This is a genomic window from Chryseobacterium sp. 27AL (assembly GCF_057815395.1).
On the sequence record NZ_JBYRIW010000021.1, the window covers coordinates 18852 to 33765 of the forward strand.

Below are 14914 nucleotides of genomic sequence, written 5' to 3' on the forward strand. Positions count from 1 at the left end.
CCTCTCATCAAATTGAATTCAAACTATCACTTAGATCTATTTCTTGATAAATTTATTTTTAAATACTTTCCCGTTCTCAGACTTAGATACGATAATATAGGTTCCAGGAACTAAAGAGCTTACATCAATAGCTTCAGAAAACCGATGATCCTTTTTTTGCCGGATCAGCTTTCCTGACATGTCAATGATGGATACTTCAGTATATTTCTTATCGGATTCTTTTCCGATGTAAATGACCTGTGATGCAGGATTCGGATAAACGCTGAGGTTATTCTCTTTCGGTTTCGTTTCACCAGTACCAAGAGTTCCACAAAAATCCCAGTTTCCGAAATTTAACTTCGTAAAAGCAAATTCTGAAAGCATTTCACACTGATCAGGACAATATTCTGTACAGGCGTAGAATCCAAAAGTTCCCGAAGTTGTAGCGGTGTAAGAATCTCCTGTTTCTCCCGGAATAATACAAGGATCCGAAGATGAGGGCGGATTACTTCCCGGACGACAGCTAAACCATTTATGGGCTCCATAAAGCTCTGGAAATCCGTCGTTAAACTGTACTGAAGCTCCTTCGCAAACGTTATATTCTCCCGGAGCAATCTCTTCAAAAGTTCCCGGCTGCAAATCGACCATCATGAAAGGAAGTCCGTAAGCATAACCATCAGCAAGGATAGGCGTACTTTCTGCGGTACAGTCGGCCTGGGTCACTTCAACTTTAAAATAATACAACATATCATCGGTTCCGTTGATCGTTAAGGTTTGCGATGTTGCCCCTTGAATTGGTACCCATGGATTCGTATTCGGTGTTTGCCAGTCCCATTCCTGTTTATACCATTGATAAGATCCGTAGGTCTGAGTTGTTGAAAGCGTTTCTGTTTCCGTATTACAGAAAACGACTTTATCAGGGAACATGGTTCCCAGCCGCGGACTTGTAATTTCCGGGGTACATTGTTGTGCTTTCATGTTTAAAAAACTTAAAAATAAAAGACTTAAAAAAATCAGTTTTGTTTTCATATAAAATTATTTTGTCATTATTATCTGCGACTAATCAAGCAATATTCTGATCCCGAACTTTATATTAAAATTCAAAGGTTTTTCTTTATAAATGGTTTTCAGTGGACTGTTGTCTTTGAAATGATATCCTATTCCCGGCTCGGCATAAATTCCTATATATTTTACGACTTTAAGCTGAACACCTACGGCTGTATTTACAGATACCTGAACGGGTTTTTCACGGATTTCCTCTTTTGTTTCCTGTTTTACCGTTCCGTCTACAATATATTTTGTCCTGATATCTCCGGAAACAGCTTTCTCCACTGCCCCACCTCCTGTCACATAGCCTGTAAAAGCACCTTTTTTCATGACATTATAATTCACCTGAACCGGAATGCCTACATAATGAATATTCTGTTCACTGCTGATAAAATCAGACTGACTTCCCGTAGTTAGTTCCGCAGAAAGCTTTGTATAATTAATTCCTGTCCCGATGCTCCATCTTTTTCCCAAATTCTTGTACACGGAAGCTCCGAAAGTGATCGGGGTTTTATGTCTGATGGTTGCATCCACTTTTTTATCCTGATTGGCAAGAAGAATCGCCATCAAAGGATCTTCGCCTGTTTCCAGTCCCCAGATTTCAGGAAGGCTGGGCGTTGTTCCGTTCAGAGCGGCATATCCCGGAAACTGGTCAATAGTATTTGAGGAGGCGTTGCCCGTAGCAAGACCAAACATCCAGTTTTTTTTAGTTTTGTTTAGTGCCAGCTTTGATTTTTGATCTTTTTCAAACTTTTCCTTCCATTCCCTTTCTTCTTTTGTCATGAGAGGATTGGTTTCAGCCTCTTCGTGATCAGATTTGTTTTCAATCGAAAGCGCTTCTTTTTCCTGTACTAAACTTTGATTAGAACCATTATCATTCGTAATATTTACAGAAGTATTATCCTGGTTTTGTATTGCAGGATTAATGCTGTTTACAGGAATTTCAGTGTAATCTTTAAATACAGGTAATGCTGTTCTTTTATTAAAATCAAATTGCTGTATTTTAACAATTTTACTGGAAGAAACAGCAGACTCTTTAGATTCTAATATCGTACGATTCTTAAAATCTTTTCCCGTGATTTTATGTTCCTTTTTTAATTCCCTGTCTTGCTTTTTAATATTAAAATCAAACAGCCTACCCAGAATCAAGAACAAGACAATAACCGCCGCAGTACCGCCAATACGATACCATAACGGTAAATGATTAAATGGAATAACAGCCTTCTGCGCCTTCAGATCACCAGGTACGGGACCAGGAATTCCCTTGGTCTCATCCTTTACAAATAATTCTTCACTGATACTCTTCCACAATCCATCAGGAACATCTTCTGTGTGATCTTCCATTTTTCTGCGCAGATCATTTAACCATTCATTACTCATATTGCGCTGTTTTAGATATTGTATGTTCTTTTATTTTCCGGGCAAGCATTGATTTTGCCCTGTGAAACTGCGATGCTGATGAATTTTCTGCGATTCCCAGTATTTCCGCTATTTCTCTGTGACTTTTCTCTTCAAAAACAAACAGATTAAAAACCGTTCTGTAGCCGTCCGGAAGCGTATGGATCATATTCATAATTTCCTGCTGCGATATTTCCTCAAGATCAGGCTCATCTTCATGCTGTACATCCGGAATTTCCGAATCATCAGCGATGATCTTAAAATCTACATTTTGTTTAATATGCTTTAAAGATTCATTGACTGCAATTCGGGTGATCCAGGCTTTCAAAGAACCGTTTCCCCTGAATTCAAAAGAATCTATCGAACGGAACATTTGTATAAAGCTGTTTTGTAATACATCATTCACACTATCTCTGTCAATGATATATCTCGAACAAACATAGGCCAGACTGCCTGAATGAACTTCAAAAAGCTCTTTCCAGGCCGCTTCTTCCTTTTGTAAAAGGCGGTTAACTAGAATTTGTTCGTTACTTTCTTTCATTGATTGTATGGCATCCTCACGGATTTCCACTTACTTAACATAATGCAAAGATAGGCTGCTCCAAATTGAAGCCTGCCTATCTTGCCAATAACCGTTGCCTAATTTTTAATACTAATGGGAATTTCATACTTTATGCTCTGATAAGGGGTCAGATCAACTCCTCCAACGGTTATTTTTTCTGCTTCCCAACCAAATCTCATAGACCAGTCGTATCCTACAAAAAAACCTTTTTGCTTGGCTGCCATCATGACTGAAACCTCTTTTGTCACTCCATCCAGCGTCATTTGAAAACTAAGGATTTTCGGTTCAAAAGTAAGCTCTACAACATTCTGTTCCGGATTTAGTTTGGGTTTAAAATTCAGTTGATATTCAATTTTTCCTAAATGTGCCAAAACGGTATCTGCTTTCACAGGATCATTTATGATGCTTCTTACGATCTCTCTTACCGGAAAATTCCCGAATGTGATAACACTGTCTTTAGCGGTAAAATCAATAATTTTTTCGTTAAACATTCCTCCCTGTGAGGTTACTAATCTTGCACGGTATTTCCCGTTGATATCGTTCAGCTTTACCGGTATTGGTTCATAATTATCATTCATACATGATGTTAATGAGAATCCTAATATGGTAATTGCAGCAATGATCAGGAAATTAAGTACTGTCTTTTTCTTCATTGTTTTAAATTTTAACATTAAACATTATCCTTGAGTACTCACTATATAAATCCTGATTTTGAGAAATCTTGCATGAAAATTGACAGAAATCTTTAAAAAATTCATAATTACCTGATTTTTAACAGAAAAATTTTTATATTTTAAAAATTATTTAACTTTCATTATTTTAATACTTTTGCTAAAGCATACATTTTAATCAAAAACATAGAATCTATATAATTCTCTATCATGACAGTAAAACCTGAAATCTCATGGGCAGATTTTGAAAAAATTGATATCAGATGCGGAACCATTATTTCAGCGAATGATTTTGAAAAAGCCAGAAACCCTTCTTATCAGCTAGAAATAGATTTTGGAGATTTAGGCATTAAGAAATCTTCTGCACAGATAACCTCATTATATCAAAAAGAAGAATTAATCGGCATGCAGATCCTGGCGGTGGTAAATTTTCCGAAAAAGCAGATCGCCAATTTCTTTAGCGAATGCCTGGTTTTAGGATTGTATGGTGAGGATAAAAAAGACGTAACCCTTCTGACCCCTTCATTGCCGGTAAAAAACGGAATGCAGGTAGGATAAAATTAAAAACAAATGATACAGCACATCCCTCTGGAAAGAATCTTATTTATTGATATTGAAACCGTTCCAAGCTCCGGAGCCTGGGAAGAATTATCCGAAACAGAGCAAATGCTTTGGGATAAAAAAACAAAACACCAAAGAAAAGATGAAATTTCCGCCGGTGAATTTTATTCCGAAAGAGCAGGAATTATGGCCGAATTCGGAAAAATCATCTGCATTACCATCGGAATGCTGGAAAAAAATGATACGCTAAAAATTAAAAGCTTTGCAGGAGACGACGAAAAAAAAATTCTCATGGAGTTTGGAGAAATCTTCAACAGTCCGCGATTAAAGGACGTAATTTTGTGTGCCCACAACGGGAAAGAATTTGACTTTCCGTGGATTGCCCGGAGATTCCTGATTAATGGCATGATGCCACCGGTACCATTTCAGATGTTTGGAAAAAAGCCTTGGGAAATCCCGCATATTGACACAATGGAACTCTGGAAATTCGGGGATTATAAAAGCTTTGTTTCCTTGGAGCTGCTGGCTCATCTTTTCGGAATCCCAACCCCGAAAGATGATATCGACGGCTCAATGGTTTCATCAATCTACTACATAGAGAAAGACTTGCAAAGAATAGTTGACTATTGTGAAAAAGATGTCTTAACTTTGGCAAACATTTTCCGGCGTATGCGTCAGGAAGATTTATTGAAAAGGTACATCAATTTAGATTAAAAAATGAAATTTACAGACGATCAGATTGCTGACATTGGTGAAGAGATCATCAAAGTCTTAAAAACCGTATATGACCCTGAAATTCCGGTAGATATCTACGAGCTTGGACTGGTATATGATGTTCAGATTTCCGATGATGCGGATGTTAAGATCATCATGACCCTCACAACGCCGAATTGCCCTGTTGCTGAAACGCTACCTCAGGAAGTAAAAGACAAGGTGGGCGAAGTAGAACACGTAAAAAGCGTAGATCTGGAACTCACGTTCGAACCAAGCTGGCATAAAGATATGATGAGCGAAGAAGCCAAATTTGAGCTGGGAATGCTTTAATTTAAGTTAAGATAAATCAGGCTGTCAAAATCTTTGGCAGCCTTTGTTTTAAAATCAGAATATTAACGATCTAAACTTCTCTCGCGATCTCCTTTCCTTCCCGTCTGCTCCATTCACTCCAGGACCCTACATATAAAGACGGAATATTAAATCCGGCATAATCCAGTGCTAAAATCGTATGACAAGCCGTCACTCCGGATCCGCAATGGATGATTAGGTTTTCAGGTTTTCCTTTAAATAATTTTGAATATTTTTCCTTTAAAATTTCCGGGGAAAGAAAACTGCCATTTTCATCAAGATTTTCAGAAAAAGGTATATTTATCGCTCCGGGAATATGCCCGGCTACAAGATCAATAGGTTCAGATTCACCGTTATAACGATAGGCATCCCGGACATCAATGACCGTAGAAGAATGGTTTATTAATTCATTTTCAACATCTTCCAGCGCCGAAACAGGAAGAAGCCAATTGTCTTTTTTAATTACCTCAGCTTTTTTAAAGTGCTCCTCGCCAGAAGTAAGTTCAAGACCTTCTTTTTCAGCATTTTGAAAACCACCGTCTAAAACCTGCACCTTTTCAAATCCAAAAGCTTTCAGCATCCACCAAACTCTGGCGGCAGCATTGGCTCCGCTCTTATCATCATAAACAATAATATGAGAATCTTCTGAAATTCCGAATTTTGATAATGTTTGTGCAAATTTTTCAATACTTGGCAGCGGATGTCTTCCTCCAAAGGCTGCGTCATTACCGATTTCTGCCAGATCTTTATCCAGATCTATAAATCCGGCACCTTTAATATGTTTATTCAAATAATTCTGGTAAACATCTTTACCGGCTCTTGCATCAAGAATAACAAGATTCTCTGTGGAAAGATTTTTGAATTCGGAAGGAGAAATTATTGGTGACATTGTATTGATTTTTTTGATTAAATTGGGCTAAAGCCAATTGTTTTCTGAATATTAAAGCGGGCTGAAGCCCGCTCCTATTGATGTTTTTATTTTTTTTGTCTATCGCAGATTAGCAGATGACGCAGATTTTTTTAAAGAGAAAAATAAGCGCATTTTATTTTAATCTGCTTATCTGTTAAATTTATTATTTCAAATTAATTTTAAAAATGAAAAATATCTTTGGCCTTGTTATAAGAACTTTCGAAGTGTAGTAAATTTAATTTATGATTTACTTTTTCTACGCTCATGAAATTGATGACCTGCTCAGTCGGCATATTTCCCACCAGATCATCCTTTGCCATCGGACAGCCTCCAATCCCTTTAATCGCACTGTCGAATCTCCTGCATCCCTTATCAAAAGCTGCTTTTAATTTAGAATAAGAATCTTCGTAACGATTATGAAAATGACCTCCGAAGTTAATCTCCGGATATTTTACAGGAATCTTCTCAAATAAAAGAGCAATCGTTTCCGGCGTTGCAACGCCTGTTGTATCAGACAGTAAGATATCTTTAATTCCAATATCTGAAAAACGTTGAGCCCAAAAATCTACATCTTCCCATTTCCACATTTCACCGTAAGGATTTCCGAAAGCCATGGAGAAATAAATATTCAACTGTTTATTTTCACTTTTTACCAGTTCGAGCATTTTCAATATTTCGCTAAAGGCCTCTTCCTGGCTTTTATTGGTATTTCTGTGCTGAAAAGTTTCAGAAATAGAAAACGGAAAACCAATAATATCTACAGATTGATGCCTGAGCGCCTTTTCTGCACCACGATAATTCCCGATAATGGCAGAGACTTTCGTTTTAGATCTGGATTTATCAATATTTTCGGCAACCTGAGTAGAGTCTGCCATCTGCGGAATTGCTCTTGGAGACACGAAGCTGAGGCAATCCAGCACATCAAAACCTACATCCATCAACGAATTGATGTAATCTATTTTTTTATCTGTGGGGATAAATTCTCCCCAACCCTGCATTGCATCACGCGGACATTCAGTAAGAAACATTTTTTACTTTTAGATTTTCTCAAATATAATAAAACTAAACAATTTAGCTTTATGATAAGTAAATCTACCATTATTTTGATTGTCAAACGCTTATGTGTCATTTAAAATTTCGATCACGGATATCAGGTTACAAATAAACCATTCTGAACCTCAAAATTGTTAACTTTGCCATAAATCAATACCAATAATGAGCGCAATAGAATTCAACCCATTGTGGAAAGAAAAGTTACTGAACCGTTTTCTTAATTATGTAAAAATATATTCAACAAGTGATGCCGAAAGCGAGACCACTCCATCAACAGAAAGACAGTGGAATATCGCCAACTATATCGTGGAAGAACTGAAAACCATTGGCCTTGAAGACGTTTCAATTGATGAGAACGGATACATTATGGGTTATGTTCCTTCAAATCTTGAACATAATAACAAGCCAACCATCGGGTTTATTTCACATTATGACACATCACCGGATTTCAGTGGTGAAAATGTAAAGCCTCAGGTGTGGGAAAATTATGATGGAAGTGACCTTGTTTTAAATCAGACAACAGGATTCACTTTATCCCCTTCAAAATTTGAAAGCTTAAAAAAATATATCGGCCAGACCTTAATTACCACCGACGGAAATACCCTTCTGGGAGCTGATGATAAAGCTGGTTGTGCGGAAATTGTAACTGCTGCGGAATATTTAATTGCTCATCCTGAAATCAAGCATGGCAGAATTGCAGTTGGATTCACTCCGGATGAAGAAATCGGAAGAGGTGCACATAAATTTGATGTTGCCAAATTCGGGGCCGAGTTTGCTTACACCATGGACGGTGGCGAAGTGGGAGAACTGGAATATGAAAATTTCAACGCTGCGGGAGCCGTGGTAAAAATCCATGGATTGAGCGTTCACCCGGGTTACGCCTATGGAAAAATGGTAAATGCGGCTTTACTGGCGTCTGAATTTGCCCAAATGCTGCCAGCCAATGAAACTCCGGCTACTACAAAAGGGTTTGACGGATTTTACCATTTAATGGATCTAAACGCTGATATTTCCGAAGCTAAACTGCAATACATCATCCGTGATCATGATGCCGCTCAGTTTGAAGTAAGAAAGAAATTCATGGCAGAAAAAGTAGCTGAATTTAATCAGAAACATGGTGAAGGAACCGCTGAAATTGAGATTAAGGAACAGTACAGAAACATGAAACAGCAGTTTGAAGGCAAAATGCACATCATCGATCTTGCTGCCGAAGCCATGAAAGAAGCAGGCATTGAGCCAAAGATCAAAGCGATCAGAGGAGGAACCGACGGCGCCCAGTTATCCTACATGGGTCTTCCTTGCCCAAATATTTTTGCAGGAGGAATCAATTTCCACGGACCGTATGAATATGTTGCTTTGGAAAGTATGGAGAAGGCAATGGAGGTGATCGTGAATATTGTGAAAGCGTAATCTTATTCATAAAACTGAAAACCAGCTTCAATGAGCTGGTTTTTATTTCTTGTCTAAAAAATTTTTCTATTTTAAATCAATATTTACGAACGTATATTTTTTTCTGACAAAATACAAAGATTTATTTTTCATCTGCCTTATTATTTCCACAATTACAATTTTAAAATTCATGATGGATTCTTCGGATAAACCAGCATCTGAAATCATTATAATATTATGTTCTTTAAGCAAAAAATAGGAGACAATCAATAACTTTTCAAATGCTTCCTTTTCTTCAAATAAAGATAAAGATTCTTTCGAAAAAACAATAGTTTTTTGGATTTCAGAGGTAAGAGATTCTTTTTCTTTGTTTTTTAACTTTTCATAATAAGAATATACCTTAATCGCTTTTTTAACAGGAAAATTTATTAGTAAAAACCTTTCATCAACAATTAATCTGCATTCTTCTTCTGAGATTTCTATAAACCCTTTTTTAATTTCCATGCATAAAATTCAAAAACTTTCTTTCTTAAATTTGTGATCGGGAGCTTTTTCAACTTTACCAATAAATCTTTTTTCACAGGCTCCAAATTCCAAAAAGTTCTTTCTCCCTTCTTTCAATGTCATATGGTTAGGACCACTTATTTGATCTGGTTCCCAGGCTCCATCATCTTCCCAAAAACAAACTGGACAAATTTCATAATGACCTCTCTCTTCAAGCGTGTAATATCCACAACAATAATATTGAATACTCACATTCTTATTTTCATTCATAAATTTTAAAATTACAAACCACCACAAAACCGCTGCGGTTTAACAATTTGAAATAAATTTTAATCATTCTGTTGATTTCCCAAAAAAGCATCCCATCCTTGTGCCGTCAAAGCGACCAGTTGATTTGAGCCTCTGGCTACCATAAAGTTACCTTCTTCTTTTTCAACGGCATGACCGATGATTGTAAAATCAGGATGGTTCTTGATCTTATCAAAATCATTTGGTGAAATGGTGAACAATAATTCATAATCTTCACCACCGCTTAACGCTGTCATGACAGGATTTAAATTAAACTCATCTGCCGTAGAAATTGTCAGGCTGTCCATAGGAATTTTTTCTTCATACAATCTGAACCCTACCTTCGACTGATCCGAAAGGTGAAGAATTTCCGAAGCCAGGCCGTCCGAAATGTCAATCATAGAAGTAGGCTTAATATCCAATTGTTCTAAAATCCCTTTCACGTCAGTTCTCGCTTCAGGCTTCAGCTGTCTTTCAAGAATATAGTCGTATCCTTCCATTTCAGGCTGCATGTTGGGATCTGCCAGGAAAACAGCATGTTCTCTTTCCAGAATCTGAAGCCCCATGTAAGCGCCTCCCAGATCACCGGTTACGACAAGCAGATCATTTGGTTTTGCTCCGCTTCTTTTTATGATATTTTCTTCATTTTCCATTCCAATGGCTGTTATGCTCATGACAAGTCCGGCATTGGAACTCGTTGTATCTCCGCCGATTAAGTCAACTTTATATCTTGTGCAAGCGGCTTGTATCCCGGAATAAATTTCTTCCAGCGCTTCCACCGGAAAACGATTGGAAACAGCCAGGGAAACAAGAATCTGAGTCGGTACAGCATTCATGGCTGCAATATCACTAAGATTTACTACAACGGCTTTGTAACCTAAATGTTTCAGGGGAACATATCCTAAATTAAAATGTACACCTTCCGCCAAAACATCTGTCGTAAGAACAACTTTTTTATTTTCAGGGTTGATCACTGCAGCGTCATCTCCTACTCCAAGTTCGGAGGATGCGTTGGACAGAGAAAAATGTTGGGTCAGGTGTTTTATCAATCCGAATTCTCCTAATTTGGAAATCGGGGTGAGTTCCTGTGATTTATCTTCAAACATATTTTAAATATAAGTAATGAATAATTAGTAATGAGTAATGTCAAACTTTAAACTCAAAACTTTAAACCGTAAATTCAGCCGGATCAATATTATGCGGATGGAAAGGGAATTTCTTAAAATCCTCTCTCGTCAGCACTACCGTTTCCGGGGTTTTGTATTTGTTCATCGCTTCCACGACATCATCCGGCGGCGTTGTCATTTTTCTAAGCATCATATCGATCCAAACTCCTGTAGCTTCAGATGTTGCACAATGTACGCCATCCGGAGTATAGAATTTATGCAGGAAACGGTAGATCGATGAATCTTCCGAACATCCGTCAATTTCTACAGTTACATAAACAATCTGATCGGCATAGATTTCTTTAAAAAATGAATATCTTTCATGCAGGATCACTGGCCCTATTCCCCAACGGCTGAGCTGGGTAACGCCCATTTTTTCTTTGGTCATGAATGCCATTCGTGCCTGCGCACAGTACTGTACATAAGATGAATTGGCCAAATGTTTATTCGCATCAAGGTCGCTCCAGCGTACTTCAAATTTATGATAAAAGGTCATTTACAATTTGTTTTTAAAGATGAACTTAAATTTTACAATAAATGTCACAAAAGTTTTTATGTTGTTTTTAACACGAAGAAGAGCAAGATAATTATGAAAATCTTAAATTTTCTTCTTTCGTGATCTGAAATATGCGCAACACATGAAATCCAGATCTAATGCGCCTTTCGTTAAAAAGCTTTTGTATCTTTTATGGTAAATAATTTCCCGGTTCTGACTGAAAAATTATATTCCTCAAAATTACTCAAATAAGATGGTTTATAAAAATTGTAGTTTTGCAAAAATAATCTTGAGCATAAGATTAACAGACTATGAAACGAATTATTATAATCGGAGGTGGCGCTGCAGGATTTTTCTGCGCGGCCAACCTGGATGAAAGCCAGTATAAAATTACCATTCTTGAACAAAATACGGATGTCCTTCAGAAAGTGAAAGTCTCCGGAGGTGGCCGTTGCAATGTCACCCACGCCTGTTTTGATCCGAGAGAGCTGGTTCAATTTTATCCCCGCGGGAATAAGGAATTATTGAGCGTATTTACCCGATTTCAGCCAGGAGATACGATAGAGTGGTTTGAAAACCGAAAAGTTTCGTTAAAGGTTGAAAATGACAACCGTGTATTTCCGGAGAGCAATTCGTCACAGAGTATCATCAATGCAATGCTCAGCGAAATTCAGCAAAAAAATATTGAAGTAAAAACAAAATGTTCCGTAAAGGAAATCGAAAAGTCTGATGAAAAATATGTAGTGAAAACCAGTTTAGGAGATTTTGAAGCCGATTACATCATTTATACCACCGGAAGCTCTCCGAAATCTTTAAAAATGATCGAAAACCTGGGCCATAAGATTGTGGATCTGGTTCCTTCTCTTTTCACCTTCAACATAAAAGACGAATTATTAAAAGATCTTGCAGGAACAAGCTTTGAAATGGCAGAAACATCCATTCCGAAACTAAAAACCGAAGAAAGCGGACCATTGCTGATTACGCACTGGGGGCTTTCCGGCCCTGCCATTTTGAAAATTTCTGCCTGGGAAGCGATCAGTCTGGCAAAGGCAAAATACCAATTTGAAATTGTGGTTAATTTTATTTCGAAGGATACGGAGGATGCAACAGAGCTATTCCACAACTTCAAACAATCTAATCCTAAAAAAACTATAGGACAATCTAAGATTTTTGAAATAACAAACCGATTCTGGCAAAGGATTCTGGAGGTTTCAAAAGTTGATCTGAATAAGCAGATTGCCAATATCTCAGGGAAGGAAATGCAGACGATCATTGAAAACCTGTGCAGAAAGAAATTTCAAGTGACCGGAAAATCAACATTTAAAGATGAATTTGTGACAGCCGGAGGCGTTGATTTAAAGGAGATTAACTTTAAAAATATGTCTTCGAAAATTTTGCCTAACTTTTATGTCGCAGGAGAGGTTTTAAATATCGATGCCGTAACCGGAGGTTTTAATTTTCAGGCTTGCTGGAGCGAGGCATGGCTGATTGCACAGGATTTGAATAAAAGGTTATAATTTAATTTTATTTAATGCTAACAACAGTAGGCATCCGACCGCATAGCAAGCTATATCTACCCAGGAAAATGAATTTCCGATAATGACATGCATCATGCTTCCCGGTGGAAATCCCAGCTTATCAGCAATATGGAAGTACTGTGCCCATTCTATAATGCATGAAAATATAAAGATTCCGAGAATGAGTTTCCGGTTGTCTTTGATGATTACGAAAGATTTTACCAGCGTATAAAGCAGTATCACCACGATTACATCCCCAAGATAAGCCCGGACAAAGAAAATATCTCTGAATATTGTAGCAATGAGAACTTCAATGAAGAAAAGAAGAATGGATAAAAGAAAATATTTTAGGCTGAATGTTAATCTTATCATGGAATATTATTTCGGAGCAATGATATTAAAATTTAATGAATAAGTTTCTCAGATAATAATTTTTTCTTTTCAGGATTAAGGGTTCGGCGCCCTGCGGGCGCCGAACCCTTAATCCTGAAAAATTCTTATAAATACCACAAAATTTCATTGATGAATTTCGATATTAAAAAATATTTCTGTTAATTTTGCGGAAATTAATACAACATGAGAAAAAATTATTTATTATTCGCTTTATGTGCCGTAATTTCTTGCGGAACTGCAGATCAGGACACCTCAGAATTTGACAATCCGATTTTGGTAACTAAAATGGTTCAGGATGGCGACAATTTTACATTCAGCTACAACGGCGCCAAAATAACCGAAATGAAAAACACCACCGAAAACTGGACAAGGACCTTTACTTACACCGGAGACTTAATTACAAAATATGTTGATACTTTCTCCGATGGTACTTTTGATACCGTAGTTCTTACCTACAACAGCAATCAGAAAATTACGAAGAAAACCTATACCTCAAGCGATTTCCCCAATTCATCAAATACCGTAACGTATATTTATATCGGAAGTGATCAGATTAAAATAACACAAACTTCTGCTTCTCCGGGCAATACCAAAACATACATCAGGGATGCTTATACCAATTCTGACGGCTCATTAAAAAACTGGACGGAAACGGTTACCGACGTTCAGGGCACAACAACACTTACAGGAACGGGAAGCCTGCAAAACATTGTGTATGACGGAGGACATTACCCTTTCAAAAATGTAACAGGCTTTATAAAGATGCTGGAAAGTGAAGACATGAATGGATCGGCAAGGAATGTTAAAGAGTATAAGAACATCATAACCTATTCCAACGGAGGAGAAGAATCCACCATTTTTAAATCAACGTACGAGTACAATACCAAAAGCTACCCTACAAAAGCGATCCGGGATTATTACCACAGCAATAACCAGCCTTACCAATCGGAGATCACCACCTACGAATACAACCATTTATGATATCAGAGCGCTTCGGCGCTCTTTTTGCTGCTAAAAAACAATCAAATATTTTACAGCATGAAGAAGGTTATTTTATTTTCAGTGTTATTCGTCAGTACCTTTTTATTCTCGCAGACAGATTACAGTTCCGTTTCACAGCTTCCGGATTATGTAGTCTTAAAAAAGAAGATGAAGCTGGATGATGTTGTTACCAAAGCAGATACTCCTCCAGAATTCCCGGGCGGAATGGATAATTTCAGAAGACAGTTTGCCGAAAAGATGGACATTATCGATGTGAAATCAAACAGCATCGATACGCGTGTCTATTTCATTGTTGAAAAAACAGGGTATGTAAGATCGGTTGCTGCGACAGGGAGTGACAAAAAGCATTCGGATGCGGCAGAAGCAGCAGTAAGAAGATTATTTGTGAAATGGAAACCAGCCACCATTAATGGCGAACCAGTACGTTATCTTTATACTTTTCCTTTAACGCTTAAGAAAAAGTAAATTAATCGCCTAAACAAATTATTGAAAACCTGTTTAAACTAATTTAAGAATTAAACAAAAAGGAATTAACCGAGAACCAAGGATATAAATACATTTACAAAGAATCAAACACAAGGTTTGTCTTTCCCGAAGGGAATCTCAACATAGTATCAGAGATTCGCATGAAAAGATTCACGTCCGGATTCCCTGCGGGAATGATAAGCACACACTTCCATGAAAATCTTTGATTTTCTTCTTCTGTTCTCTGAATATGCGCAAAGTTTTAGCCTAAATCTAATATGACTCATGTGCCATAAAAGCTTTTGTGACTTTCTGGTTAAATAGATTCACGTCCGGATTCCCTGCGGGAATGATAAGCACACACTTCCATGAAAATCTTTGATTTTCTTCTTCTGTTCTCTGAATATGCGCAAAGTTTTAGCCTAAATCTAATATGACTCATGTGCCATAA

Annotated in this window: 18 protein-coding genes; 7 read left to right on the forward strand and 11 right to left on the reverse strand. The window is 37.4% G+C overall.

All coding sequences use genetic code 11. The features are described 5' to 3' along the window. Window positions 1–36: 36 nt before the first annotated feature. The 4 genes from AC3WV0_RS17770 to AC3WV0_RS17785 form a co-directional block, all read right to left on the reverse strand. The gene (locus AC3WV0_RS17770; protein ID WP_488847437.1) at window positions 37–957 is read right to left on the reverse strand and encodes a T9SS type A sorting domain-containing protein; all 921 of its coding nucleotides are present in this window, start codon (window positions 955–957) and stop codon (window positions 37–39) included. A gap of 81 nt (window positions 958–1038) precedes the next feature. Next, window positions 1039–2406: an outer membrane beta-barrel protein gene (locus AC3WV0_RS17775; RefSeq protein ID WP_488847438.1), complete on the reverse strand. Its 1368-nt coding sequence runs from the start codon at window positions 2404–2406 to the stop codon at window positions 1039–1041. Beyond that, window positions 2399–2965 (reverse strand): RNA polymerase sigma factor, encoded by a 567-nt coding sequence (locus AC3WV0_RS17780; RefSeq protein WP_488847439.1) that lies wholly within the window; start codon window positions 2963–2965, stop codon window positions 2399–2401. The genes AC3WV0_RS17775 and AC3WV0_RS17780 overlap by 8 nt, the downstream gene beginning before the upstream one ends. 98 nt (window positions 2966–3063) lie before the next feature. Further along, window positions 3064–3639, reverse strand: coding sequence for a DUF4840 domain-containing protein (locus AC3WV0_RS17785; protein ID WP_488847440.1), 576 nt, complete (start codon window positions 3637–3639; stop codon window positions 3064–3066). Window positions 3640–3867: 228 nt separating this feature from the next. Between AC3WV0_RS17785 and AC3WV0_RS17790 the strand changes: the two genes are divergently transcribed. From AC3WV0_RS17790 to AC3WV0_RS17800, 3 genes are read left to right on the forward strand one after another with little or no spacing between them, the layout of a single operon-like run. After that, window positions 3868–4215, forward strand: coding sequence for a tRNA-binding protein (locus AC3WV0_RS17790; RefSeq protein ID WP_488847441.1), 348 nt, complete (start codon window positions 3868–3870; stop codon window positions 4213–4215). A 12-nt stretch (window positions 4216–4227) separates the two neighbouring features. Then, window positions 4228–4932 (forward strand): 3'-5' exonuclease, encoded by a 705-nt coding sequence (locus AC3WV0_RS17795; RefSeq protein WP_488847443.1) that lies wholly within the window; start codon window positions 4228–4230, stop codon window positions 4930–4932. 3 nt (window positions 4933–4935) lie between these two features. Then, window positions 4936–5262 carry an SUF system Fe-S cluster assembly protein gene (locus AC3WV0_RS17800; RefSeq protein WP_090000491.1) on the forward strand — a complete coding sequence of 109 codons (327 nt, stop codon included), beginning with the start codon at window positions 4936–4938 and terminating at the stop codon, window positions 5260–5262. 70 nt (window positions 5263–5332) lie between these two features. Here the strand turns inward: AC3WV0_RS17800 and AC3WV0_RS17805 are convergent, their stop codons facing one another. Both AC3WV0_RS17805 and AC3WV0_RS17810 read right to left on the reverse strand, forming a co-directional pair. Continuing rightward, on the reverse strand, window positions 5333–6169 hold the full coding sequence (locus AC3WV0_RS17805) for a sulfurtransferase (RefSeq protein WP_488847444.1): 837 nt from the start codon (window positions 6167–6169) through the stop codon (window positions 5333–5335). A gap of 200 nt (window positions 6170–6369) precedes the next feature. Further along, the gene (locus tag AC3WV0_RS17810; protein WP_488847445.1) at window positions 6370–7218 is read right to left on the reverse strand and encodes a hydroxymethylglutaryl-CoA lyase; all 849 of its coding nucleotides are present in this window, start codon (window positions 7216–7218) and stop codon (window positions 6370–6372) included. A gap of 187 nt (window positions 7219–7405) precedes the next feature. Here AC3WV0_RS17810 and pepT point away from each other — a divergent pair, with 187 nt between their 5' ends. Further along, entirely contained in the window at window positions 7406–8653 is a 1248-nt protein-coding gene (gene pepT, locus AC3WV0_RS17815; protein ID WP_488847446.1) for a peptidase T, read from the forward strand. 66 nt (window positions 8654–8719) lie between these two features. On the opposite strand, the gene AC3WV0_RS17820 is transcribed toward pepT, so the two are convergent. The 4 genes from AC3WV0_RS17820 to AC3WV0_RS17835 form a co-directional block, all read right to left on the reverse strand. After that, the gene (locus tag AC3WV0_RS17820; protein WP_488847447.1) at window positions 8720–9136 is read right to left on the reverse strand and encodes a hypothetical protein; all 417 of its coding nucleotides are present in this window, start codon (window positions 9134–9136) and stop codon (window positions 8720–8722) included. A 9-nt stretch (window positions 9137–9145) separates the two neighbouring features. Next, on the reverse strand, window positions 9146–9406 hold the full coding sequence (locus AC3WV0_RS17825) for a CPCC family cysteine-rich protein (protein WP_488847448.1): 261 nt from the start codon (window positions 9404–9406) through the stop codon (window positions 9146–9148). Between the two features lie 59 nt (window positions 9407–9465). Continuing rightward, window positions 9466–10530, reverse strand: coding sequence for a thiamine-phosphate kinase (gene thiL / locus AC3WV0_RS17830; protein ID WP_488847449.1), 1065 nt, complete (start codon window positions 10528–10530; stop codon window positions 9466–9468). Between the two features lie 61 nt (window positions 10531–10591). Continuing rightward, window positions 10592–11086, reverse strand: coding sequence for an acyl-CoA thioesterase (locus AC3WV0_RS17835; RefSeq protein ID WP_090000485.1), 495 nt, complete (start codon window positions 11084–11086; stop codon window positions 10592–10594). 311 nt (window positions 11087–11397) lie between these two features. On the opposite strand from AC3WV0_RS17835, the gene AC3WV0_RS17840 reads away from it, so the two are divergent. After that, the gene (locus AC3WV0_RS17840) at window positions 11398–12603 is read left to right on the forward strand and encodes a BaiN/RdsA family NAD(P)/FAD-dependent oxidoreductase (protein ID WP_488847450.1); all 1206 of its coding nucleotides are present in this window, start codon (window positions 11398–11400) and stop codon (window positions 12601–12603) included. Here the strand turns inward: AC3WV0_RS17840 and AC3WV0_RS17845 are convergent. After that, entirely contained in the window at window positions 12598–12975 is a 378-nt protein-coding gene (locus AC3WV0_RS17845) for a ribosomal maturation YjgA family protein (RefSeq protein WP_488847451.1), read from the reverse strand. The two genes, AC3WV0_RS17840 and AC3WV0_RS17845, sit on opposite strands and share 6 nt — an antisense overlap. 204 nt (window positions 12976–13179) lie before the next feature. Here AC3WV0_RS17845 and AC3WV0_RS17850 point away from each other — a divergent pair, with 204 nt between their 5' ends. After that, window positions 13180–13977, forward strand: coding sequence for a hypothetical protein (locus AC3WV0_RS17850; protein WP_488847452.1), 798 nt, complete (start codon window positions 13180–13182; stop codon window positions 13975–13977). A gap of 57 nt (window positions 13978–14034) precedes the next feature. Then, window positions 14035–14463, forward strand: a complete 429-nt coding sequence (locus AC3WV0_RS17855; RefSeq protein WP_488847453.1) for an energy transducer TonB — start codon at window positions 14035–14037, stop codon at window positions 14461–14463. The last annotated feature ends 451 nt before the right edge of the window (window positions 14464–14914 follow it).